This window comes from Treponema putidum (genome assembly GCF_000755145.1).
Classification (GTDB): Bacteria; Spirochaetota; Spirochaetia; order Treponematales; family Treponemataceae; genus Treponema_B; species Treponema_B putidum.
Window position 1 is genome coordinate 1410393 of record NZ_CP009228.1, and the last position, 22114, is coordinate 1432506.

The window sequence follows — 22114 nt, forward strand, 5'->3', positions numbered from 1 at the left end:
ACAGGCAGTTGCTACATACAATACGGAAATTACCTATTGACAAAAAGAGATTAAAGCTACATCATATAGGGTATGAAGCTGTCTAATATTTTTACATCATCGAGGCTGGTGCTGGCTCCCATAATCTATGTTTTATATTTTCTGCCGGATTGGATTCCTTTTATAAGCCCTAAAATTACTATCCTCATTATAATCCCGATTTTTATCTTTATGGAATTTACCGATTTTTTGGACGGCTATTATGCAAGGCTGCATAATCAGGTGGATGAGTTCGGAAAAATATTTGATCCCTTTGCGGATGTGGTTGCAAATGTAACCGTTTTATTTTGTTTTTTAATGGACGGCTTTTTGTTTGCTCCCTTCTTTTTAATTATAGTTTACCGCGAATTCGGTATCATGTTTTTGAGGATGAAGGCCCGCGGAGAAGGCATAACGATAGGAGCCAAGATGGGCGGAAAAACAAAGACCGTTCTTTACATTATAGCAGCAAGTGTTTCAATGTTTTTAAAACTTGAACGGATCTACACATTTTTACCTCCGGCTTTTACCCGATATATTCTTTATTTTAATTGGCTTCTTTATTTTGCAGCGGTTATCTTATCGCTCGCTTCATTTACCGATTATATTACTTCATATTTAAAGACAAGGAGGATTGCCGATGAATAATCAGGACGAATTTAAATTTGAGATTACAAAAAGCTATGGAACTATCTCCGAGGGGAAGGGCGGTTGGAAGACCGAACTCAACGAGGTATCATGGAACGGCCGGGACCCTAAATTCGATATAAGGCCTTGGTCACCCGATCACCAAAAAATGGGGAAGGGTATTACCCTTACAAGGGATGAGCTTACGGCCTTAAAAAAACTTTTGGACGAAGCCGGGATTTAGCTGCCGGCCGGGCACTACTTTACTTTTTGGCAGGCCTCGACCGCAAGCCGGTCGCAGGCTTCGTTTAAGGGATTTCCTGCGTGGCCTCTTACCCAAATCCAGCTCGGCTTAATCAGGGATGAAAGGGCATCCAGCTCTTGCCAAAGGTCTTGGTTTTTTACGGGCTGTTTTGAGGCCGTCTTCCAATTATTTTTTTTCCAGTTAAATATCCACGAGCTTATACCCTGCTGTACGTATTGGGAATCGGTATGTACTGAAATGCTTTCATAGTTCAAGGTTTCGCAGGATTTGCCTGCTAAGAATGCTTTCTCTTTTATCTTTTTTAATGCCCTTATAACAGCCATGAGTTCCATGCGGTTATTGGTGGTAGAGCTTTCGCCTCCATTTTCTCTGCATATTTCTTCTTTTGAATCCTTGTTTACTATTATGTAAGCCCAGCCTCCGGGGCCGGGGTTGTTGGAGCAGGCTCCATCGGTGTATATTTCGATATTCATTTTGTCCTTATTAGAGGTAAAGATGTTTGTGTCTGTAAAACAATTTCGGTATTCTTGATAAATACGGAGTATTTCGGTTTTAGTTTCTTCCCAGCCCAAACAGGGATCGGTTATGGATTTACCGTATTCGGTGCTTTCCCTTGCTTTTTCGATCGATGTTTTTCCTTCTTGGATAAAGCTTTCAATCATGCAGCCCCTGATATAGTCAAGAGGCTCATTTTTATCGAAGCGGAGTTTTAAACTTTCTTCAAAGATGCCTATCTGTTTTTTCGGGTCTTTTCCCGAATTTCCGTGGGAACAGTCTATTATTATGCTCGGTTCAAGCATTTTTTCTTTCATAAGAGATGCGGCTTTTACAACTTCTTCTCTATTGTAATTGGGTTTTGAAATTCCTCCCCTTAAAACCAAGTGAGTGTCGGGATTTCCCGTTGTGTGGATTATTGCCGAAAGTCCGTTCCGGGCAATGCCTACAAAGGCATGGGGCAGGCGGGAAACGATTACTCCGTTGACTGCTGCCGTTATGTCTCCGTAGGTGGTATTTTTAAAGCCGACCGGCATTGAAAGCCCTGAAGCTATTTCTCTGTGGATTTGACTTTCGGCCGAGCGGGCACCTATCGAAGCCCAGCTTACGAGGTCGGCAATGTATTGGGGAATCATAGGGTCTACCGTTTCGGAGGCGGCAGGAATACCCATTTCGGCAAGTTTAATCAAAAATTTTCTGGCCTTTTGAATTCCCCCTTCAATATTGATAAAACCGTCAAGTTCAGGCTCCACGATAAGACCCCTCCAGCCTAAAACGGTTCTGGGTTTTTCAAAGTAGGTGCGCATTATAATATAGAAAGAATCGGAGCATTTCTTTTTTAGCTCTAATAGGCGCATAGCATAATCCTCGGCTGCCTCCGTGTCGTGAATCGAGCAGGGGCCGGCTATGAGTAAAAAACGCTTATCCCTTCCGTTTATTATATCGCTGATTGTTTTGCGGGCTTCGGCTATAAAAGAATAAAGATAATCGGTCGCAGGTATTTTTTTTAGCATTTCGGCCGGAGAACTTATACAATGAATTCTCTCGATTCGGAGGTCAACAAGGTTACTTATCATCTTTAAAAACTCATCTTTTTTACTTCTCGTTGAGCATAGGCCTCTTCTAAAAGACTGTCTATTTCCATCCTATCGAAAATCTCGGCTGCATCTTTAAGGTTTGAGTATAAAATCGGATGTTTGGGTGAAAACATAACACAGCAATCTTCGTACGGCAAGATTGAGGTTTCGTAGGTGCCTATTTCCTTGGCTTTTATTGTAATTTCTTCCTTATCGAGTCCGATTAAAGGCCTAAAAACAGGAAATTCGGCATAAGAATTGGTTACGGTCAAGTTTTCTACCGTTTGGCTTGCAACCTGGGCAAGGCTTTCGCCGGTGATAAGGCATTTGGAATTTATACCCCTTGCCGTCATATTTGCTATTTTCATCATGCAGATTCTCATCATCAAAGTTAAATAGGCTTCGGGGCTTTTTTCTCTGATTTGCTGCTGAACCTTTGTAAAGGGAATGATGTTGAGGTATCCGCCGAGGCCGTAATCGGCTAAAATGCCGGCCAGTTTTTCAACCTTAGCTTGGGCTTCGGGCGAAGTATAAGGGTAAGAGTGAAAATAAATATAGTCCAACTTCATTCCGCGGGTAAGCATTTTAAAGCCTGCAACGGGGGAGTCTATTCCTCCCGATAGTAGTAAAAGTCCCCTTCCCGAACAGCCGCAGGGAAGCCCCCTCCGTCCCTTGTGCTCAAGGCCGTAGATAAAGGCCTTTTCTCTTACTTCGATGGAAATTACAATATCGGGATTATGAACGTCTACTTTTAAAATCCCTTCAGTGTGGATTACTCCTCCTACTTCCCGTGAAATTTCGTAGGAGGTTAGGGGAAAGGTCTTTTCGCCGCGGCGGGATTCTATTTTAAAGGTCTTAGCCCCCGCATTGCGGGCTTTTACGGCTTCGGCCTTAGCTGTTTCAGTAATGGATTCAATAGTTTTTTCGGCAGGAATGGCTTCGGCCCAGCCTGTAATGCCTATCAGCTTATTTAGGGCTTCTTCGGTTTTTTCTTTAAATTCGGGCTTGACGCTTACATACATTCTTCCGGCTCGCACGCGTATATTGGGCCTAGCTTCGGGCAAATAGCTGCGTAAATTCTGCGAAAGCCGAATTTCAAAGTCTTTTAAATTCCCTTTTTTTAAGTTAATTTCGCCTATTTTTGCAAGATAGAAAAGTTCCATATTTTTATATTTTATCTTAAAAATGCAAAAAAGTCCATCGGGGAAAATTTTATGCTTAATTTTATATTGACCATTCAGTAAAAAAACTGTATCATTCAAGAGTTGAGGTGTTTATGAAACCGATTAAAATTATTTTTTTGGTTATGTTTGTGTTTGTAAGTTTTTCGGCCTTTGCTTTTGAAGAAGGCTTTACTCTGGGTCTTAGAGCTAATTTTTCCGGTTCTTACACTGATCCACATATAAATGAGGCTGATAAAGAATATCTTGGTGCCGATTTTATGCGAGGTATGGCCGGTTTTATTGTGAACGGAGATGCCGAACTTACCTATATTTTTGATTCGAAAAGATACTTTAATTATACAAATAACAATATTTTCGGAGGTCTTGGGCTCGCCTTTAACCTAGGTGTAGGGCAGGGCTTTTCAGGCCAGATTTCGGGATCAAGTCAGCAGCCATTTACTGGAGCGGATGGAAAATCTTATAAAAAAGATATTGAAGTATATTGCCGTGTCTATATGTCACCCGTTATAACTTTTGGGACGAGCCTTAAAACAATGCTTTTAAAGAACAGACTTGTTTTAGGTTTCGGCATAGGAGGAAAAATTCTGGCAGATCCGCAGCCCACTTATGAGCTTTATACTAATCTAAATGATGAAGAACTTGCCGCTTTAAAGGCGGAAAATATTGATTTTTCCTCTGAGACAGGAACTCTTTATATTTCGGAATCTATGATGAAAAAAATGAATCCTTTAAGCCTTCTTTTAAAGTTATCTATCGAATATAATCAGCCGATAATTTCTACAATGGGTTTGACAATAGGCGGATACTTGTCTTATTCCGTTTATAAGCCTGGATATGTAGCTCTTCCTAAAAAGGTAGAAAAAGCTGCAATTATTAATGGTAACAAAAACGGTGTCGGTGTAAATTTTGAACGGGATCCTATAAAGTCATTTTTTATGAATAACCTTGACTTCGGTATAAGTCTGGGGCTTTTATTTAAGGTGTGAGGTGAAATATGAAAAACATAAGTGTTGTAAAAACTAAATTAACAAAAAGGTTTGCAGGTCTTATATTTGCAGGCTTTGTTTTGACATTGTTCAGCGCGTGTAAACCTGCTTTGGGATCTTCTTGGTATCCTCGTGTAAATGATGATATAGGAATGACAATGTATATAACCGAAATATCTGTTGCAGATAATCCTGTTGTCCCCGTCCTTTCCGAAACACCCATTGATGAAGCCGATAGATTAAATAAATTTTCAAAAGCTAAGACCTATATTGTTACAGTTCCTTCTTCGGTTGAAGAGGTTTCTATCGATAATATAAAGGTTAAGGCTGTAAATTCCTTATCAAAGATGGAACCTGTTTTAGTAGATGTAAAAATCAACGGAGAGGGGGCTCCTCTTGTTTCAGGTCAAACGGTACCTATTACAATAAAGGTTGCGGATAATGAGGGGAAATATGCTTCTATTGAGAAAATTATAAAGATTACACAAAGCGAACCCTATGATTTGGAATTGAAGAGCCTTAAAATTTGCGGTATAGATGCTATGCAGGGGGATATTAGTATCCCATATAAATATAGTACCATTGATCCTTCTAATATTGAGGCAAAATTTAAATATGGGGAAAATGAAACGGTTATACCTGTAGATGTGGAAAACTCGCCTGTCGAATTAAAAGAAAATGATACCGTAAATATAAAAATAATGGTTAAAGGGCAAAAGGGGCAGTATAAGGACTTTGAAAAAGTTATTGCTGTAACAAGAGAAGCAAAATCCGAAGACGAAGATGAGGCCTTGCAGCTTTTAGAAATGTATGTTCTAGGTATAAAGGCTGAGATAGGAAAAACCGCTCATGTTCCGGAAAATACTCAAAGTCTTAATCCCGAAGATGTGGTCTTATCCTTTAAGAAATTCGGTTATATCCCTGCAGAAATAAGTCCTAAACCCGCAGTGTTTGGAAGTGAAGACATAATATCCTTAAAGCTTTCGGTAGCGGCAAAGGAAGGTAAATATCAAGCATGGGAAATGAACATTACCGTAAAGAAAAGTGCAGGAGTTTTATACAATCCTATAGATAAAAATGGGAATAAAAAATATGTAGTAAAAATAAATAACATAATAGAAAATGTTGACCCCTTCGATTATTATAATGAGAATTATGAATTTCCTGCTTCAAAATTTGATGAGTGGGTATTACATATGCCCAGTATGTCGGGTATTATTGCCTCGTACAAGTTCCAAGACGGAAGCTGGAGCGGGAATCCCGAAATGGTTGAAAACATTCCTTCATCAATCGGTTCCGGGTTTAAAGCAATTTCCAATGTAAAAATTTACCGGTATAAAACTAGAAAAGACCGAGGAAGTGCACACGGTACCGATGCCGAACTTGCACCAAATCCTCATGATAACCGATTCTATTTTTACCGTTTTACCGCAGATGCTTCAATGGGGATAAAAGCCGACAATTCCATGTTCTGTGTGGATCGCTATTCCAAGTTCCTTTTTTATTATAGTGATCCGGCTAAGATAAAAAGTATTGCCGGCAGCAAGCTCCCTACGGAATGGACTGACTATGCTGCTGCTTCTATAGGTGATCACATCCAATTTAAAAAACCGTTTTATATGACCGACCCCGTCGGCTATGTAAAAGAAGATGGTAGTGTTGTAATGTACCAGTGGATTAAAGACAATATAAATGCAAGTAATTATCACGCCCAAGAAAATCCGGCTTTTACAAAGCCTGCCGAAAAAAAAGCAAATGGTGCGGGGTTTTCACCTTATAGAAATCCTATTGAGATAAAAAAGACTGAAGTTTCTACTGAAATAAATCCTAAATACACCGTTGCAGAACCTATGATAATGGGGCAGCCTGCCTCCGTATATGCTCATGTAGGGGATAATGTTTCCTTTGAGGTTAGAGTTCTTCCGTCACCCGAAGGAGAGAATCTTTCATATCAGTGGTATAAGAGACTGAATGCAGACGGTTCTTCTGATGAAAAGATTGATGGAGCTGTAGGAGCTATATATGTACCGGATACTTCTGCCGAGATAGATGCTTATTGTTACTGCATAATAAAGAATGAAAATACGGCTAATGGAAAAGTTACCGAGGTTAAATCGGAAGAGGCTAAATTCCGTTTAGTTCCCGGCAGCGGAGAAATTATAATTGATGCCGAATCTCCTAAGATATTGAAGCAGCCCGAAAGTATTAGTATAGCTATCGGTTCTTCTGAAGAAATAAGTCTATCCGTTCTTGCAGAATCCGTTGATGGAGGAAACCTAACATATCAGTGGTTTAAGGCTGATAATGAAGTTGATGCCGGTTCACCGATAAGTGATGCCGTCACTGAAACTTATACATTTACCCCTGAAACATCTGCCGAGCATAACGACTTTTATTATTGTGAGGTTACAAATACAAATACAGGAGTAAACGGAAATAAGACAGCAATTAAAAAGAGCTCCATAGTAAAGGTTTCCGTTGAAGCTTTATACCGTGTAAGTTTTTCGGTCTCAGGCGATGAAGGCGGTTTCCTTACAGCCCTGCATAACGGAAAATCTATCGAATCGGATACATACATAAAAAAAGGCGAAAAGATTAGATTTATTGCAACACCCAAACCTAGGTATATCATAAATGGTTGGGAATGTGCGGGTGCTGCTTTCGAAGTTCCCTACGCTGATAAAACCCTTGCCGTATTAACGGTTGGAGCGGCAAATGCTGCCGTTTCGGTTTCTTTTGAGCCGAAGATGCGCCTTACCATAAGACCCAAAATTGAAAATGAAAGTTTACAGTCGTGGTCAACGGCAGGTTGGGCAGATCATAAGAATCATAAATATATTGACGGTGCTCATTTTGCTCATGATCTTGCCGTTACGGTAAATGCAAATGGCGATACGGGCAACATACAATGGAAATACGACTTTCCCTTTGAAGGAAGCGGTTCAGGCGGTTGGTTTGACGGCGGATACGGTGAATATGTGAAAGAGAACGATTACATAGAACTAGGGGGGGATAAAGCAGATAATAATTTTGTTCTAGCTAAGGATTTCTCTGATTTTTCAGAAATGGATATTGTATTTAAAACCTATCTGATAAAATCAAACCGGCTTGATTATTGGCGATCGGAATGGACAACGGCTGGCGGTGGACCGGTATACCCCAAGCAGCCCTTAGATAATAACAGCATCATTAAACTTGTCTACAACGAAACTACCGGAACATGGCGTTTAGATGCAGCTGCACTACAACTTAATCAGCCGGAGCGTGTAACGATCTCCTATGATGAAAACTTTACCCTTGCCGATGGCGAAGAAAAAGACTTTGTTATTACGTATACGGTTAATAACAACGGCTATAAACATGACGAAGACAAAAAATATAAAAATATGGACGATGGTGGAGAGAATGAAGCCAGTACACGCTCAAAAGGTACGGTAAAGGTAATTTATACAATCAGTTGGAAATAAATTTTAAAAGCCGAAGCCTCCTCGTGAGCCTTCGGCTTTTTTCAAGTTTAGGAATCTTATGAAAAAATTAAGTTTAAAGTTTTTCGTTTTGTTTCTCTTTTGTTTTGTGAATTTTCTAATGGCCGGGGACTTAGAGGATAATAGTATAAAAGCTGATCCCGAAAATCCCGACTGCATTTACGAAAAGGCAAGGCTGGGTGATTGCCTCATCCACATGGCAAAAATTACTTCGCCCTCAAAGGGGTCGGCACCGGTAGTTGAAATCCTTTTTAGCTCAAAGTTTAAATGGGAACCCTGCCTTCCTCATGAAGGCTGGGGAAAAAAAGGAAAAACTTATAAATACCGTGAAACTGAGGTGCCGGGTTCTTCGGTTTTTTTAGGTATAACAAATAAAATAAACGATGTAGTTTATTACAAGGTAGAAGGCGTTCATCCCTTTGATTTGCCTATTTATGATGAGCCTTCAGAAGCTAAAATCCTTGAACGTTTTATCTTTTTTAAATTTACCGCTTATGCGGCTAAGGGCGGCCTTTTTGAAAACGCTCTTAATAACTTAATGTGCGCACTTGATACCCACACTAAACTTCTTTACACCTACGGAATGCCTAGCGAGTACAAAAAAATAATAGGAAACAATTATATTCCGCAAAAATGGCTGCCTTATGAAATTCATCCTAATACGGCGGAAGCAAAATTAAAATTTTATGAATATGACCCAATCGGCTTCGTTTCACTTGAAAAAACTCACGATTTTTTTGGAGTAAAGACCAATGTTCATTTATACGACTGGTGGAACGAATCTGTAGGTGCAGGCTCTTCGATGAAGGCCGTAAAAGAAAAACGCTTTATGCCCCGCCTTTCCGGCGAAGCCCTTGAGGACTGGACTATCCGAGATGCTTCTAAACCCGTGCGTTCCCCGTATAGAAAATTTTAAATAAAGTTGTATTTAAACTATTCAAATTATTTTTATCGGACTGTATTATTACTACCGGCCGTCTCATTCCCGGCTCGCTCCCGGACGGAATGCCGAAATCAAGCATATAAATATCACCACGAGTCATTTTTTATACTCTCCCAAACGGTTTCCAGACTTGATTCTCTAATTTTCTTTAAGGCTTCTCCTTCTGCCAACATAAAAGTTTGTTTATTTACATTATTTGCAATAAAGGTAAGAAGACGAATCTGTTCTGCTAAGGAAAAAGAAAGAACTTGATTTTCAACTTGTGTAAGTGCATCAGACATAATTCACCTCCATAATTAACATTATATACTAAATTACCTTTTTCCGCAACTTCTTGTTTGCTTGTGGTTTATTTTCTACCTTTGTTATGTAGACATCTTATTCCGTTTAGTATGCTTTAAAAAAAAATTTATTCCTATTGTCAATATTAAAACGATGACCGACACTAGGGCTGTAAAGCCGCCGGGAGCGACATTTAGGTGATAGGACAAGACCAGACCGAGCATTATGTCTGCAACGCTTATCAAAATAGAAAAAATCAATGTCTTTTTAAAGCTCATTTTTAATTGAAGGGCTGTTGCGACGGGGAGGGCTATCATCGAGCTTAAAACCAACATTCCCACTATTTTTAATGAAACGGCTATCGTTGCCGCAGTTAGACCTGAAAATAAGTAATTGATAAGTCTTGTCTTAACTCCTATTATTTTTGCAATATCTTCATCGAGGGCTATGTACACCATCTTGTGATACATTAGCCCCAAAGTAAGCAATGACAGAATACTTAAAGCAATCACTGTAATCAAATCCGAATAAGAAACGGTTAAGACGCTTCCGAATAAATAGGTTTCGGCATTTGCTCTAACGGTTCCTGAGCTTATGAGGGTAATGGCTATTCCGACGCTCAATGATAAAACTATCGAAAGGATTAAATCTTGGTATTCTTTAAAAGCATTCCTCAGGGCTTCTATCAGAGCTCCTGCCGCAGTCGTAAAAATAAAGGCCCCAAGTATCGGGTTTATTCCTGAAGCGAGGGCGAGGGTAACGCCTGCAAGAGAACTGTGGGAAAGTGTGTCCCCTATGAGGGAGTATCTTCTGAGTACTAAAAATAAGCCGATTGAAGGGCAAAGGATTCCTATAAAAAAAGAAACGATAAAGGCGTTTTGCATAAAACCGTATTGAAGCATCTTATTTTTCCCCTCTTGGTTTAAATTGAACAAAGCTCGGATTAAAAAATTCCGAAGTATATTGTTTAGGATTACACAAATGGCCTTCTCCGTTTTTTATATGAAATATTTTGGTAGAATTAAAAATAGCCGCATCCAGATTATGGTCAACCGAAATGACGGTCAGCCCCTTTTTAGTGTTTAAAACTTTTACAAAAGAATAAATTTCTTTTTGTCCCTGAACATCTATTCCGGTAGAAGGTTCATCTAAAATTAAAAGGTCGGGATCCCCGATAAGGGCACGGGCTATGTAGAGTTTTTGAAGCTGACCTCCCGAAAGCTCTCCGGCAAGGCTGTTTTTGTATTCGATTAAATTCACCCTTTCCAAGGCTTTTAGGGCACAATCGCTTTCGCGTATCTTTAATATTTTTCTATAGGAATTTAAAAGTTCAAAAAGCGTAATCGGAAAATCGTTTAGATTTTCTTTTTTTTGCGGAAGATAGCCGATCCTTTTTGCATTGATAATAATTTCACCTTTTTGTATTTTTAACAGTTTTAAAATCAGCTTTAAAAGGGTGCTTTTTCCGCAGCCGTTTTCTCCCACAATCGAAATATAGTCTCCTTGTTTTACTTCCAAATTTATATTTTTTAAAACTTCTTTTTTTGAATTCGGATATTTAAACTTGAGAGAATTTATTTTTACCATAGAGATGATATTTTACTTCTTTTTTTTAAAGATTGCAAGATGGACTTGTATTAAAGATTGTTTAGTTCATCTTGTTTTAAGCCTGTTGCTTGAATAATGACTTCGCGTGCCACACCTAGATCAAGTAAGTTCTTTGCCATTTCGAGTTTTGTTTGGTATGCGCCTTCTGTATATCCTTCGTGTTTTTCTGATGCCATATCGTGTTCATATTTCATGCGGGATTCGTAGAGCCATTTGTCCCGAGGACTCATTTTCATTATTTCAATAGCCGCATTTGCTTTTCTCATCATTTCGGAATTTTGTGCCAACATCTTTCTTACCTCCCTATCGTCTGTTTCAATAAATTTCAGCCAGCTTAATAGACGTTTTGTTTTACTGTCCGTATAATTTGATTCTTCTAAAAGCTTTGCTGTTTCAAGGTTTATAATATGAATCTCAAGTTTTGAAAATAAAGGCTCTTTTGTATCTTTTTCCATAACAAAATATTTATTGTGAAAACGCTTATTTTTATTAAAGCCTTTTCCTATCAAATTTATTGTAATACATTTCGAAAGATTTGTATAGTCTTGACCTTGTTTTATGCTTTCGTTATACATTTTTGACCAATAATATACACTTCTTTCCGGAAAATCTCCTCTCCACCTATTCTGTATTTCAATATTGATAATTGTTCCGTCTTTTAGCCTTAACTTTATATCCAAGATACCTAGTTTTTCGGTCAAAATTTCTTTATGAAATTCCTTATCCAAAAGTTCTAATCCTGCGATATTTTCAGGTAGAATGTCGAGTATACAGTCAAGCAAATCTTGTAGGATGTCTGTGTTTTCCTCAGTTCCAAAAATACGCTTAAAAGCATAGTCATTTCGTAGGGTTATTTTGAAATTTGCATCATTTTTCATGTGTTTATTTAATGCCTCCTATTCTATTTATATGAAAAAATAAAATTTATGAGTAAAATTTAAAAAAATATTTTGTAATTTCTGATTACAACAGCTTAAAAGTTAGCCCATTGCTATTTTTATTTGTTTACTGTAGAATACAACTTAGAGGTTAGTTATGATTCATAAACGCCTGACAAGGTCGGTGCCGAAAAGTAAAAAATGGATATTACTTTCGGCCCTTTCTTCATGGATTTCTTTATTGTGCAATACGGCTATTACTTTTGTAACCGTACGCTTTATTTTCGGCCTATATAATTCTTCGCTTACTAAGGAAACTCTTTTTGTATTATTAGCCGCAGCTTCGGCGGCTCTGATAATAAGGGTCATTGCCGTACGTAAACGCTCTTACTTTTCGTATAGGGCAGGAACCGAGGTTAAAAGAACATTGCGCTCAATGCTCTACGATAAATTTATTTCGTTAAAGCTTAATTATTCTCAATATATAAGCATGGCCGAGGTTACTCAAATAGGTACTGACGGAATCGAACAGCTCGATTCTTATTTCGGAGCCTATCTGCCTCAGTTTTTTTTCAGTATGGCAGCTCCGGTAACCCTTTTTATAATTCTTGCACCGATAAACTTTTTTGCCGCCCTTGTGCTTTTTATCTGTGTGCCTCTAATTCCCCTGTCTATTGCAGCTATTCAAAAAATCGCAAAGCGTATTTTAAAAAAATATCTTGACGTTTATACGGGACTTGGAGATTCATTTTTGGATAAGCTCCGCGGCCTTATTACATTGAAGGCTTATTCCGATGATGAAGCTCAGCACAGGGAACTAAATGCCGAAGCGGAAAATTTTAGACGGGTAACTATGAGGGTTTTGACCATGCAGCTTAATTCCATCTTTGTGATGGATACCGTTGCCTACGGCGGGACAGCCCTCGGTACCATTGTAAGCCTTTATCAGTTAAGGGCAGGAAATCTTTCGATAGAAGGAGCCCTGCTTTTTATTTTGCTCTGTGCGGAATTCTTTTTACCCCTGCGGGCTCTCGGTTCTTTTTTCCATATAGCGATGAACGGCATAACCGCCGCAAACCGCCTATTTGAATTGATTGACGTAAAAAGCGATACCTCTCCAATTTTAAGCGAAGCAGAACTTGAAGAAACAGCAAAAAAAATTAAAAGGGCTCAGCCCGTGCTCGAAGTAAAAAATTTAAACTTTAATTATAACGAGTCAAAATATGCCCTAAAAAATATCTCTCTTGAATTTTTAAAGCCTGGTTTTTACGGCATCGCAGGAGAAAGCGGGTCGGGTAAATCCACTGCGGCTGCCTTACTGATGGGCTTACAAAAAAACTATTCGGGCGAAATTCTCCTATCGGGAATAGAAGCAAGAAAACTTCCCGACGAATTTAGAGCTAAGTATATGAACCTTGTTTCTACCGAAAGCTTTTTGTTCGGAGCGTCGGTTAGAGAAAACCTTTTAATAGCAAAGCCTTCTGCAAGCGATGAAGAATTGATGAGCGTATTAAAAAAGGTACTCTTAGACGAGTTTATCTTAAACAAAAAATCTTTAAAAGACGGTAATTCAGGTTTGGATTTTTATATTGAATCCGGAGGAAAGAATTTATCGGGTGGACAGGTTCAGCGTTTTGCCCTTGCACGGGCACTCCTCCATGATGCTGACATTTATATCTTTGATGAGGCTGTAAGCAATATCGATGTCGAAAGCGAAGATCTTATTTTAAGCACTCTTTATAAATTAAGTAAAACCAAAATAATTATCTTTATTTCGCACAGGCTTGCAAACATTGAAAATGCGGATCACATCTACGTATTTGAAAAGGGTGAGATAAAAGAGGAAGGTCATCATTCAAGCCTCCTTGAAAAAAACGGAATCTATGCAAGAATGTATTTGCAGCAGCAAGAACTTGAAAAAATACGGATGGGTGTAAAATGAAAAAAAGCGTACTTATAAAAAAATTGATAGTATTTGTAAGACCCCTTACCGGCGTTATGGCTATAACGGTCATCTTAAGAGTTGCAGGGTTTATCATTGCAGCGGCTATCCCTGTTTTGGGCGGAGCAGGCATAGTCTCTCTTTTAGGCCTAAAGGTTTTTAATGCTTCGGTTTCCTTAAATTTTGTAATAATAGGACTCATCGTCTGTGCCCTAAGCAGGGGCATCTTTAGATATGGGGAACAGCTTTCTGGGCATTACATAGCCTTCACCCTCTTGGCTTTGATACGCGATAAAATTTTTGGAGCTATGAGAAGGCTCGCCTTTGTTAAATTACAAAAAAAGGATTCAGGCAGCCTTTTGTCTATTATCACCGCCGACATAGAATTGCTCGAAGTTTTTTATGCGCACACAATAGCCCCTGCAACTTCTGCCGTTCTCTACTTTGTTTTTGCATTAATTATCTTTGCTAAAATACACATTGTTTTGAGCCTGACGGTTGCCCTTATCTATATAGTCATCGGTCTCTTCCTTCCTCTCCTTTTTGCTAAAATGGATGACGGGGCAGGTGTAGAATACCGTAAAAAAATGAGCTCCCTTAATTCCTTCTTTTTGGATTCCCTTCTCGGTATAAAAGAAATTATCTTTTTTGACAAGATAAAAGAAAGAAAAGAAAATATAGAAAAAAGAGGCGAGGCCATAAGCGGAACCTTTAAGCTCTTAAAAAACTTTGAGGGTAAAACCTTTGCTCTTACTGAAGCAGCCCTTACTCTTTGCAATTTTTTAATGCTGGGCATTTCCGCTTTCCTCTTGCTAAACGGAAAAATTGACTTTGCCGCTTTTTTAATTTCCAACTTGATGCTTATTTCAGGCTACGGCCCGATAATTGCGGTTTCGGGTCTTGCAGTAAACTTGCAGCAAACCTTTGCTTCCGCAGAGAGGGTTTTTTCCCTGCTTGAAGAAAACTCGGAATTAGGTGAAGTTACAGACGGTAAAAACATAAATTTTGAAAAAGCCGAAGCCTGTAATATCAACTTTAGATATGACGATATGGAAGTCTTAAAAGATGTAAGCGTCTCCATTAAAAAAGATGAGATAGTCGGCCTTTGCGGCAAGAGCGGAAGCGGTAAAAGCACCTTGCTCCGCCTAATCATGCGCTTTTTCGATCCCCTGTCGGGAGAGGTAAAGATGAACGGCATCGATATTAAAAAGATAAACACGGCAAGTTTACGGGAGGCCGTTTCTTACATTACCCAAGAGACCTATATTTTTAAAAAATCCGTTTATGAAAACATCCTCCTTGCAAACAGAAATGCGTCAAAGGAGGAGGTTATCGAAGCTGCAAAAAAAGCCTCAATCCACGATTTTATTATGAGCCTTCCTGAAGGTTATGATACAAAGATGGCAGAGCTCGGAGGCAACCTTTCAAGCGGCGAAAAGCAGCGGCTCGGCCTTGCCCGTGCCTTTTTGCACAATGCCCCGCTTCTTTTACTTGATGAGCCTACCGGAAACTTGGACAGCTTAAACGAAGCCGTCATTTTAAATTCGATATACCAAGAAAAAAAAGACAAGGGCGTTTTAATAGTAAGCCACCGCAAATCCACTGTGAACGCCGCCGATAAAATTGTTTATATCGAAAAGGGAAGGGTAAAGTAAAACAATAAAATCCCCATCGGGAAGGAGAACTCTTCCGATGGGGCTAAGTTTTTAATGGATGCGAGGAGTATACCAATTCTATTTTTTTTAATATAATGTATATATGAAAACTTCTAAACTATTTTCTTTGTTTTTAATTTTATCAGGCCTGCTCACTTTATTGACAGGCTGCGCTAGTATGTATATTCATGGTTCAACTCCCGTTCAAAGGGCTGTATCCGCTGCCGATCTCCTTATTGAGGGAAATGTATCGGATGACTACATAAGGGTCTATAAAACCGAGGCCTCACAGGCTGAGAGGTCGATTATGGATATGATTAGTAAGGCTGAAAGGAACAATGTATACTATGCCGATATTGCAGATAATATTTCCGATTGGATGCTGCTTTATAGCCGCGTTTCTACACTTCAAAGAATGTACCCGGAAGGTCTACAGGGAAAAAGAGAATTTGCAGTCTTTGAAGCTAAAGATTACAGCAATCTAAAGGATACGGCCTATACGAAGGCTACGGAAGCTCTTTATGATGAAGCACTACATCTTGTGAATATGCCGGGGAACAATCCTAAAAATATTTCCAAGGCATTGGAGAATTTAAAACGTGCAAAAAAATATTCCCGCCATCTGGATAATGAGATAAATTCGCTGGGTGCGGAGACGGCTTATAATGCGGCCGAAGCTCTTGCTTATACAAATAAACCCGATAATCTTCTTCAAGCCTCAGAATACTATATGCTTGCAAATTCATGGATTCCGGGATATAGGGGCTCTTTGGAAAAAAGCCGGCTTACAAAAGAAAAAGCCGCTTATCTTTATATTGAAGAGGGCAGCTACAATCTACGCTTAAAAGATTATACCGCTTTCCGCCATGCAAAATCTTCTTTTCAAAAAGCTGAAAAAATAATTCCGGGTATAGCTTCAAAAGAACTTGCAGAAGTAAACCGTCTCCTTTCAATTAAATTGGTGATTGCCGGTTTGAATAATACTTATACTGAAGAAGATAGAATACGAAGGTCAATCGCTAATGAATTATCTTCTGCAAATTCAGGGCCTCAAATTGTTGAAATAAATTTTATCAGAGGCGGAATGAATTCCATTTTTAATCTTATAGATATTCGAGATGCCGATTTAGCCCTTATTCCGGCCGATAACTATGGAAAAGTTAAAGAAATATATGGACCTGTAAATACCATAAAGAAGAATGTATCAAAGACAATAAACGGAGTTGTATATAACGGTATAATAACGGAACAAAGTCAGCTTGTTACCGTCTATGCTCAAAATGATTTTGTGTTATATGATATTAGAACATGGAGAAAAACGGAGCTGCGCTATTTTAGCAATGAAACAAATAAATTTTTTAAAAATTTTACGGTAAGATATTATAGCGGAGCTCCTGAAGCAAAGCCTGCGGATTTTGATCCCGGTTTTTTATATGAAGCCGGTCAATATAAAAAATTCTTTCCGGAATTATTGGATGAAAGTAATTCTATGAATTTGATTAGCAACTACGGAAGCCTTAGTTCAAACGGTAAAGAATTGTGTAATATTATTAAAAACTTGCAGTACATTGAGAAGCGGTAAACTTCTTATATCATCACCTAAAAGCTGTTGTTTTACACGATGTTCGATAGTTGATTTTTAAAACTTAAGCCCTTTAATCCAATCTGATATAATCGGCTCCAAGGTTTTTATGTCGAAGCCTAGTTTTAATACTTGAACTCTCTGTTCTGAAGTACCCCAATTTTGGTAGGGGTTGTCATAATTTTGATCAAAAAAATTATAAATAAAATCCTCGGCCTTATTTTCTTTATTATCGAACATCGAAATTTTGTGAATGGCGGATTTTTCGAGTACCTTTCGTATTGAAGCTCTTATCTCCTCAAAAAAGAGCCCCTTATGAATTTGATATTTGTCCCCCCTCATAGTCTTAATAATTTCTGCAATTGAGCCTGAAGGATTCATCTCAAGCAATGGCCTTTCAAAATGAGGCGCCGGCTTAGATTCTTCTTTTGGGATTTCTGCAAGGCCTTCTTTTAGATTCTCATTTTCGCTGATAACTTGTTCAGCCTCAGCCTTTTTAAGTTCTTTTATTTTTTTCTCAGGTAAGGATTTTTTATTTTGTAAATTGTTTTCTAAATTTAATTCCTCGTTTTTAGCTTTCTTTGTTTGAAGAACCGTTTCTTTTTTGGAATCTGCTGATTTTTTAATTCTTGCATTTCCGGTTTTTTTATCCTGAGTCTTTTTTTCTTTTTTCGGTTTTACTTTTTTTTCTAAGACAGCTTCTTCACCTGAAGCTTTATCAATAGACTCTTTTTTCTTTTTTACAGGCTCTATCGAAACTTTTAACCTTGCCCATTCTCTTTGAAGATAAAGATCCCCGCTTATGCTGTAGTAATAGCCGTTTACCAAATTCAACAGGACTGCTTGTAAAATTTCTTCATCTTTCCAGTTTCTAAACCTTCCGATTTTTACAGCCTGAAAAATATTAAAGTTATTGGTCCTGTATTTTCGGCTATACAATAAAACTATATTTTCAAATCCGCCGTCTGCATAAACAGGCCAATACTTTAAGGTGTAAGCAATAACTTGATCTTCAACCCTTTTAATATCGGGAGAAATAATTATTGCATCTACTTGTTCTTTTGTAAAAACAATCTTAGAAAAGTCAAAGGTTTTAGGAGGTTTGTAGGCAGAGCGTTCTCTTCTTTGACGAGACAACATTTCATCCTGCTCATCTTTATAAGCCTTTACCGATGAAAGAGTATCTGTAACATATAGCCGTATAAGCTCTGCCGATTTTTTCATGGGCAGCTCTTTAAAACCTATGATATCGGCATAGCGTGCATATTTTTCGGTAAATGAAATAGAAGCAAATCTATCGGAAGAAATAGCCGACACTACTTTTTCGCATTCTTGAATAACCTTGTAAACATCATTTGTATCAAGATTGGCTGTTTTTTCGGTAATAAAAACTATAACCCGTTTAATCTGCATTATAGTCTTTTGAGCTAGGTTGATTAAATTTTCAGTAAGCAATTCTTGAAATCTATGAGACCTCTGCCTATATGACGACATCAGTTCATACCTCATAGAGTCATCCGGGTATTTACGCTTTAATTTTCCATTATATAATAAAAGGGCTTCATTCAGATGCCCGGTTTTTCTAAGTTCAAAATATCTTTCAATGTCAAGGTCTTCCGAAAGACTTACTTGCGGATATTCTTGTTTTAAGACTTGTTTTTCAAGTTCCGTTATTTCCATAAAAACCGCCGATTTTAGGCAAAATAATACCGTAATAATATAGCAAAAAAAGAAAAAAAACAAGTGCGGAGGCAGAGTATCAAAAAAATTATTCAAAGGGAATAATTTTATATTGACTTTTAATACGTAATAATCTATACTTAATACGTATGGAGGTAAATATGCCAAAAAAACTTACTTTAAGTATCGATAATGAGCTGATAGATTTTGCCCATCTTTACTCCCGAAAAAGCGGAATATCTATTTCAAGATTATTTGAACAATATCTTATGAATTTACGGAACACCGATAACCAATACAAGCTTAACCCCAAAACAGCCGCCTTGTATGGAATCTTTGAAAAACGCCCTATACCGGATAAAAAAGAATTGAGGAAAGAATTTTATGAAAAAAATTCTAATTGATTTAAATATAATTCTGGATTTTCTTAACAAGCGTAATTTTCATGAAGAGGCGGCAAACATTATAAATATGTGTGTAGAAAAAAAGCTATTAGGTTTCATTGCTGCTCACGAAATAACAACCCTATCTTATTTTTTATTAAAAGAAAAAAAGAATAAAAACAAGGCGGCTGAAACCATCACAGCTTTTCTTGATATTTTTAATATAATCCCTACTGATGAAAAAATTTTACGAGAAGCTTTATTTTCTCCGGTTAAGGATTATGAAGATGCCGTAATTGAAGTAAGTGCCGTAAAAAACGGTATTGATTATATAATTTCAAGAAATTTAGCCGATTTTAAATCGGCAAGAGTTCAGGTCTGCACGCCGGAAAAATTCTTTATAAAACTATCAAACTCTTAAGTCGACTGAAAGAGGCGGTTCGGACTTTGAAGGCTCTCCATAGCGGACAAAAACTGAAGAAGTATCCGAATCGAAAAATCCTGCTTCCGTTAAGCAGGAAGTAAAAAGCTTTTCCAAATCCGTTTTTTCTTTTTGCGAAAGCTCGGAGTCTTCACGCATAAATGTAAATTCTTTATCCTGCAAAGAAAAAATCCAAGGCTCGCTTTTTTCAGACGGAGCCTTTTTAAAATTACAGCGGAGTACCAGAGACTTAAGTTCTTTTAAGCTTATATCCAATAGGAGGGCCAAAGAGCCTGATGCCTTAGAAGAGTCAAAGTCTCTGTCAAAGGGGAGAATTATCCAATGAAGGCCCTCGCCTTTTAGGTGGTTTAGCATCTCCAAAACTTCATCATCATTTTTTTCTCTGCCGCCGCCGAAAACGGCTGCATAGATTTGCGAAAAAAGCTCATCAGAAAGCTCAATGCCCTTGTTTTCGATAAGAGAAGCGGCAAAGACGTTTTTTTCTTTTTCTTTTAAAGATGCTTTGCCTGCCGGCTTGCCTGTTTTTTTGTATAAAAAGTTAAAAATCCGGTTTATTGATTTTTGGTCAAGGCGGCTTTCCATCGCTGTAAAAAAGGCAAGAATACTTGAAGTCAATTCGTTTTGCGGAATTCCAAGTTTAGAAAAGACGTCTTTTGCGGAAGATGTTTCGTTTCCTTTTTCGGGAATGAGAAGGACTCTGTCAGAGTCGATGATGACCCTCATTTTCAGACTGTCGCCTTCCTTTAGGCTTCCTGAAACATTCCCCTCAAAAATATTTCCGTTAAAAAAAATACGGGCTGCCCCGTCCGTCTTTAAGCTTAAAATCTTGGCGTTTACAATATCGCCGTTTTTTAAGCTCATTGAACCTGAGTCAGCCCGTCTTGAAGCGGTAAAAAAAACTTTTGTACCGTCCGTATAAATCACAAATCTATTTGCCGATTTAAAAGTTTAAACTCAAAACCTTATGAGTTCTTTTTGGTGATAAGGGTCTTAATCTTAGCGGCCTTACCTACCTTATCTCTGATATAGTAAAGTTTAGCTCGGCGAACTTTTCCGGGGCGTACAACCTCGACCTTAGCAATTCGAGGTGAATGAAAGGGGAAAACACGCTCAACTCCTACACCGTAAGAATTTTTGCGTACGGTAAATGTTCTTCCGATTCCTGAATTTTTAAAACAGATTACCAAGCCTTCATAAACCTGAATTCGCTCGGTTTTTCCTTCAACGATTTTAAAGTGAACTTTAACCGTATCTCCTACACGGAAAACGGGAGGGTTTTCAGCCTTTTGCTGAGCTTCAATTTTCATAATCAGATCACTCATTTTCAAACTCCTTAAGTATTTTTTCTGCTTCCTTTGTCCACATCCCGCAATTTCTTGCCTTTTCGATAAGATCGGGCCTCGTTTTAAGCGTTTTTTCGATACGCTTTTTTAGCCTCCACTTATGAATATTTAGATGGTGTCCTGAAAGGAGCACTTCGGGAACCTCTCTTCCCTTAAAATTCCTTGGTCTTGTATATTGCGGGTACTCAAGCAAAAATCCTGAAAAACTTTCTTCTTCAAGCGACTCGCCGGAAATAACTCCGTCTATCAGGCGGTAAACCGCATCGATTATCACTAGGGCTGCAAGCTCGCCTGAGGACATAACATAGTCGCCGACCGAGATTTCATCATCAACATACTCGTCAATAATTCTCTGATCGATTCCTTCATATCTTCCGCAGACAAAGACGAGAGCCTCTTCTGACGAAAGCTCTTTTGCCAGCTCTTGACTAAAAGGCTTCCCTGACGGGGTAACATATATTACCCGTTTTGAAGAAGCATTAACCGAGTCCAATGCGAGGCTCAAAGGTTCCGGCAAGAGTAACATTCCGGCCCCTCCGCCGTAAACGATGTCATCGCATGAGCGGTGCTTGTCAAAAGCAAAGTCCCTGATGTTTACCAAGTTGCAGCTAATAATTCCCTTTTCTACGGCCTTGGCCATAATCGAAGTTTTAAAAAAAGCTTCGGGTATTTCGGGGAATAAGGTCAGCACATCGAATCTCATTCAAGAATCCAGCGGTGCATGAGCTCCACGGTTTTGGCTTTTAAGTCGATTTTTCCGATAAATTCCTTGTTAAAGGGAACATAAAAGCTCGATTCCGCAGCAGCCTCGGAGGTTTTGCCGGCTATTTCTAAGAGGTAACCGCCTCCGCCTTCTGCTACACTTGTTATTTTTCCAACAAGAGTTCCTTCGCATACAAGATTACAATTACAAAGATCATGGACATAAACTTCGCCCTCATCAAGGGGGGCAGCCTTGTCCCTAGGAATAAACAATTCCGAACCCGTCAAACACTTGGCGGCTTCGGGGTTGTCTATCCCCTTAAATTTTACAAGAGCATCGGCCTTTCTTAAATTGACTTCTTCAATTTCAAACCAGCCGTCTTTATATTTTTGCTCTCTTAATTTTTCCTTAAGAATACTTAAAAAAACTCTGTCAAACAATAAAAAATGCCCGTATTCCCCGGAAAAACTTTCAACTTTCACAAACCCTTCGACCCCGAAGGTTCCTCGGATTCGTCCTGTTGCAAGCAAATCCATT

General features: G+C 38.5%; 22 protein-coding genes and 1 pseudogene. 10 read left to right on the forward strand and 13 right to left on the reverse strand.

Annotation, left to right across the window (positions count from 1 at the left end; genetic code table 11):
- Window positions 1-72 precede the first annotated feature (72 nt).
- Both pgsA and JO40_RS06340 read left to right on the forward strand, forming a co-directional pair.
- Window positions 73-666 (forward strand): CDP-diacylglycerol--glycerol-3-phosphate 3-phosphatidyltransferase, encoded by a 594-nt coding sequence (pgsA, locus tag JO40_RS06335; RefSeq protein ID WP_044978606.1) that lies wholly within the window; start codon window positions 73-75, stop codon window positions 664-666.
- Window positions 659-889 (forward strand): YdbC family protein, encoded by a 231-nt coding sequence (locus JO40_RS06340; protein WP_044978607.1) that lies wholly within the window; start codon window positions 659-661, stop codon window positions 887-889. The genes pgsA and JO40_RS06340 overlap by 8 nt, the downstream gene beginning before the upstream one ends.
- 14 nt (window positions 890-903) lie before the next feature.
- On the opposite strand, the gene rnhA is transcribed toward JO40_RS06340, so the two are convergent.
- The 3 genes and pseudogenes from rnhA to thiI all read right to left on the reverse strand — a co-directional run bounded on the left by rnhA (window position 904) and on the right by thiI (window position 3644).
- Window positions 904-1383, reverse strand: a complete 480-nt coding sequence (gene rnhA, locus JO40_RS14195; protein ID WP_044979732.1) for a ribonuclease HI — start codon at window positions 1381-1383, stop codon at window positions 904-906.
- Between the two features lie 45 nt (window positions 1384-1428).
- A pseudogene (locus JO40_RS06350) lies at window positions 1429-2481 on the reverse strand (3-deoxy-7-phosphoheptulonate synthase); the annotation flags it as partial.
- Between the two features lie 2 nt (window positions 2482-2483).
- Window positions 2484-3644 (reverse strand): tRNA uracil 4-sulfurtransferase ThiI, encoded by a 1161-nt coding sequence (gene thiI / locus JO40_RS06355; protein ID WP_044978608.1) that lies wholly within the window; start codon window positions 3642-3644, stop codon window positions 2484-2486.
- Between the two features lie 113 nt (window positions 3645-3757).
- Here thiI and JO40_RS06360 point away from each other — a divergent pair, with 113 nt between their 5' ends.
- Genes JO40_RS06360 through JO40_RS06370 form a run of 3 tightly spaced genes read left to right on the forward strand, consistent with a single transcriptional unit; the run spans window position 3758 to window position 9052 of the window.
- Window positions 3758-4651: a hypothetical protein gene (locus tag JO40_RS06360; RefSeq protein ID WP_044978609.1), complete on the forward strand. Its 894-nt coding sequence runs from the start codon at window positions 3758-3760 to the stop codon at window positions 4649-4651.
- An 8-nt stretch (window positions 4652-4659) separates the two neighbouring features.
- On the forward strand, window positions 4660-8118 hold the full coding sequence (locus JO40_RS06365) for an immunoglobulin domain-containing protein (RefSeq protein ID WP_044978610.1): 3459 nt from the start codon (window positions 4660-4662) through the stop codon (window positions 8116-8118).
- 58 nt (window positions 8119-8176) lie between these two features.
- Entirely contained in the window at window positions 8177-9052 is an 876-nt protein-coding gene (locus JO40_RS06370; protein ID WP_044978611.1) for a hypothetical protein, read from the forward strand.
- Here JO40_RS06370 and JO40_RS13140 read toward each other — a convergent pair.
- The 5 genes from JO40_RS13140 to JO40_RS06390 all read right to left on the reverse strand — a co-directional run bounded on the left by JO40_RS13140 (window position 9018) and on the right by JO40_RS06390 (window position 11847).
- Window positions 9018-9179, reverse strand: a complete 162-nt coding sequence (locus tag JO40_RS13140) for a type II toxin-antitoxin system PemK/MazF family toxin (RefSeq protein WP_084224523.1) — start codon at window positions 9177-9179, stop codon at window positions 9018-9020. The two genes, JO40_RS06370 and JO40_RS13140, sit on opposite strands and share 35 nt — an antisense overlap.
- The gene (locus JO40_RS06375; protein WP_044978612.1) at window positions 9166-9360 is read right to left on the reverse strand and encodes a hypothetical protein; all 195 of its coding nucleotides are present in this window, start codon (window positions 9358-9360) and stop codon (window positions 9166-9168) included. The genes JO40_RS13140 and JO40_RS06375 overlap by 14 nt, the downstream gene beginning before the upstream one ends.
- 84 nt (window positions 9361-9444) lie before the next feature.
- A complete protein-coding gene (locus JO40_RS06380; protein WP_044978613.1) occupies window positions 9445-10263 on the reverse strand; it encodes a metal ABC transporter permease in 819 nt (272 codons plus the stop codon).
- A 1-nt stretch (window position 10264) separates the two neighbouring features.
- Window positions 10265-10948: a metal ABC transporter ATP-binding protein gene (locus tag JO40_RS06385; RefSeq protein WP_044978614.1), complete on the reverse strand. Its 684-nt coding sequence runs from the start codon at window positions 10946-10948 to the stop codon at window positions 10265-10267.
- A gap of 50 nt (window positions 10949-10998) precedes the next feature.
- Window positions 10999-11847, reverse strand: a complete 849-nt coding sequence (locus JO40_RS06390; protein WP_044978615.1) for an Rpn family recombination-promoting nuclease/putative transposase — start codon at window positions 11845-11847, stop codon at window positions 10999-11001.
- A 157-nt stretch (window positions 11848-12004) separates the two neighbouring features.
- Between JO40_RS06390 and JO40_RS06395 the strand changes: the two genes are divergently transcribed.
- The 3 genes from JO40_RS06395 to JO40_RS06405 all read left to right on the forward strand — a co-directional run bounded on the left by JO40_RS06395 (window position 12005) and on the right by JO40_RS06405 (window position 17026).
- On the forward strand, window positions 12005-13789 hold the full coding sequence (locus tag JO40_RS06395) for an ABC transporter ATP-binding protein/permease (protein ID WP_044978616.1): 1785 nt from the start codon (window positions 12005-12007) through the stop codon (window positions 13787-13789).
- Window positions 13786-15444: an ABC transporter ATP-binding protein gene (locus JO40_RS06400; protein ID WP_044978617.1), complete on the forward strand. Its 1659-nt coding sequence runs from the start codon at window positions 13786-13788 to the stop codon at window positions 15442-15444. The genes JO40_RS06395 and JO40_RS06400 overlap by 4 nt, the downstream gene beginning before the upstream one ends.
- A gap of 103 nt (window positions 15445-15547) precedes the next feature.
- On the forward strand, window positions 15548-17026 hold the full coding sequence (locus tag JO40_RS06405; protein WP_044978618.1) for a hypothetical protein: 1479 nt from the start codon (window positions 15548-15550) through the stop codon (window positions 17024-17026).
- Window positions 17027-17083: 57 nt separating this feature from the next.
- Here JO40_RS06405 and JO40_RS06410 read toward each other — a convergent pair whose 3' ends face one another.
- On the reverse strand, window positions 17084-18706 hold the full coding sequence (locus JO40_RS06410) for a hypothetical protein (protein ID WP_044978619.1): 1623 nt from the start codon (window positions 18704-18706) through the stop codon (window positions 17084-17086).
- Window positions 18707-18867: 161 nt separating this feature from the next.
- Between JO40_RS06410 and JO40_RS06415 the strand changes: the two genes are divergently transcribed.
- Both JO40_RS06415 and JO40_RS06420 read left to right on the forward strand, forming a co-directional pair.
- On the forward strand, window positions 18868-19110 hold the full coding sequence (locus JO40_RS06415; RefSeq protein WP_044978620.1) for a DUF6364 family protein: 243 nt from the start codon (window positions 18868-18870) through the stop codon (window positions 19108-19110).
- Window positions 19091-19510 carry a PIN domain-containing protein gene (locus tag JO40_RS06420; RefSeq protein WP_044978621.1) on the forward strand — a complete coding sequence of 140 codons (420 nt, stop codon included), beginning with the start codon at window positions 19091-19093 and terminating at the stop codon, window positions 19508-19510. The genes JO40_RS06415 and JO40_RS06420 overlap by 20 nt, the downstream gene beginning before the upstream one ends.
- Here JO40_RS06420 and JO40_RS06425 read toward each other — a convergent pair.
- The 4 genes from JO40_RS06425 to rimM are packed head-to-tail and all read right to left on the reverse strand — an operon-like array spanning window position 19499 to window position 22113.
- A complete protein-coding gene (locus tag JO40_RS06425) occupies window positions 19499-20455 on the reverse strand; it encodes a hypothetical protein (protein WP_044978622.1) in 957 nt (318 codons plus the stop codon). The genes JO40_RS06420 and JO40_RS06425 overlap by 12 nt on opposite strands.
- A 38-nt stretch (window positions 20456-20493) precedes the next feature.
- Window positions 20494-20853, reverse strand: coding sequence for a 50S ribosomal protein L19 (gene rplS, locus JO40_RS06430; protein ID WP_044978623.1), 360 nt, complete (start codon window positions 20851-20853; stop codon window positions 20494-20496).
- Window positions 20846-21577 (reverse strand): tRNA (guanosine(37)-N1)-methyltransferase TrmD, encoded by a 732-nt coding sequence (trmD, locus tag JO40_RS06435; RefSeq protein ID WP_044978624.1) that lies wholly within the window; start codon window positions 21575-21577, stop codon window positions 20846-20848. Before trmD ends, rplS begins: the two co-directional genes overlap by 8 nt.
- Window positions 21574-22113, reverse strand: coding sequence for a ribosome maturation factor RimM (gene rimM / locus JO40_RS06440; protein ID WP_010698859.1), 540 nt, complete (start codon window positions 22111-22113; stop codon window positions 21574-21576). The genes trmD and rimM overlap by 4 nt, the downstream gene beginning before the upstream one ends.
- Window position 22114: the final 1 nt, after the last annotated feature.

What these genes read in the sequence shown, in the direction of transcription:
- JO40_RS06380 (WP_044978613.1), bottom strand. Translation starts at nt 10,263, where the DNA reads ATGCTTCAATACGGTTTTATGCAAAACGCCTTTATCGTTTCTTTTTTT.
- rnhA (WP_044979732.1), bottom strand. Translation starts at nt 1,383, where the DNA reads ATGAATATCGAAATATACACCGATGGAGCCTGCTCCAACAACCCCGGC.
- JO40_RS06340 (WP_044978607.1), top strand. Translation starts at nt 659, where the DNA reads ATGAATAATCAGGACGAATTTAAATTTGAGATTACAAAAAGCTATGGA.
- JO40_RS06405 (WP_044978618.1), top strand. Translation starts at nt 15,548, where the DNA reads ATGAAAACTTCTAAACTATTTTCTTTGTTTTTAATTTTATCAGGCCTG.
- JO40_RS13140 (WP_084224523.1), bottom strand. Translation starts at nt 9,179, where the DNA reads ATGACTCGTGGTGATATTTATATGCTTGATTTCGGCATTCCGTCCGGG.
- rimM (WP_010698859.1), bottom strand. Translation starts at nt 22,113, where the DNA reads ATGGATTTGCTTGCAACAGGACGAATCCGAGGAACCTTCGGGGTCGAA.
- JO40_RS06395 (WP_044978616.1), top strand. Translation starts at nt 12,005, where the DNA reads ATGATTCATAAACGCCTGACAAGGTCGGTGCCGAAAAGTAAAAAATGG.
- JO40_RS06365 (WP_044978610.1), top strand. Translation starts at nt 4,660, where the DNA reads ATGAAAAACATAAGTGTTGTAAAAACTAAATTAACAAAAAGGTTTGCA.
- JO40_RS06370 (WP_044978611.1), top strand. Translation starts at nt 8,177, where the DNA reads ATGAAAAAATTAAGTTTAAAGTTTTTCGTTTTGTTTCTCTTTTGTTTT.
- trmD (WP_044978624.1), bottom strand. Translation starts at nt 21,577, where the DNA reads ATGAGATTCGATGTGCTGACCTTATTCCCCGAAATACCCGAAGCTTTT.
- JO40_RS06385 (WP_044978614.1), bottom strand. Translation starts at nt 10,948, where the DNA reads ATGGTAAAAATAAATTCTCTCAAGTTTAAATATCCGAATTCAAAAAAA.
- JO40_RS06400 (WP_044978617.1), top strand. Translation starts at nt 13,786, where the DNA reads ATGAAAAAAAGCGTACTTATAAAAAAATTGATAGTATTTGTAAGACCC.
- JO40_RS06410 (WP_044978619.1), bottom strand. Translation starts at nt 18,706, where the DNA reads ATGGAAATAACGGAACTTGAAAAACAAGTCTTAAAACAAGAATATCCG.
- thiI (WP_044978608.1), bottom strand. Translation starts at nt 3,644, where the DNA reads ATGGAACTTTTCTATCTTGCAAAAATAGGCGAAATTAACTTAAAAAAA.
- JO40_RS06375 (WP_044978612.1), bottom strand. Translation starts at nt 9,360, where the DNA reads ATGTCTGATGCACTTACACAAGTTGAAAATCAAGTTCTTTCTTTTTCC.
- pgsA (WP_044978606.1), top strand. Translation starts at nt 73, where the DNA reads ATGAAGCTGTCTAATATTTTTACATCATCGAGGCTGGTGCTGGCTCCC.
- JO40_RS06360 (WP_044978609.1), top strand. Translation starts at nt 3,758, where the DNA reads ATGAAACCGATTAAAATTATTTTTTTGGTTATGTTTGTGTTTGTAAGT.
- JO40_RS06415 (WP_044978620.1), top strand. Translation starts at nt 18,868, where the DNA reads ATGCCAAAAAAACTTACTTTAAGTATCGATAATGAGCTGATAGATTTT.
- rplS (WP_044978623.1), bottom strand. Translation starts at nt 20,853, where the DNA reads ATGAGTGATCTGATTATGAAAATTGAAGCTCAGCAAAAGGCTGAAAAC.
- JO40_RS06420 (WP_044978621.1), top strand. Translation starts at nt 19,091, where the DNA reads ATGAAAAAAATTCTAATTGATTTAAATATAATTCTGGATTTTCTTAAC.
- JO40_RS06390 (WP_044978615.1), bottom strand. Translation starts at nt 11,847, where the DNA reads ATGAAAAATGATGCAAATTTCAAAATAACCCTACGAAATGACTATGCT.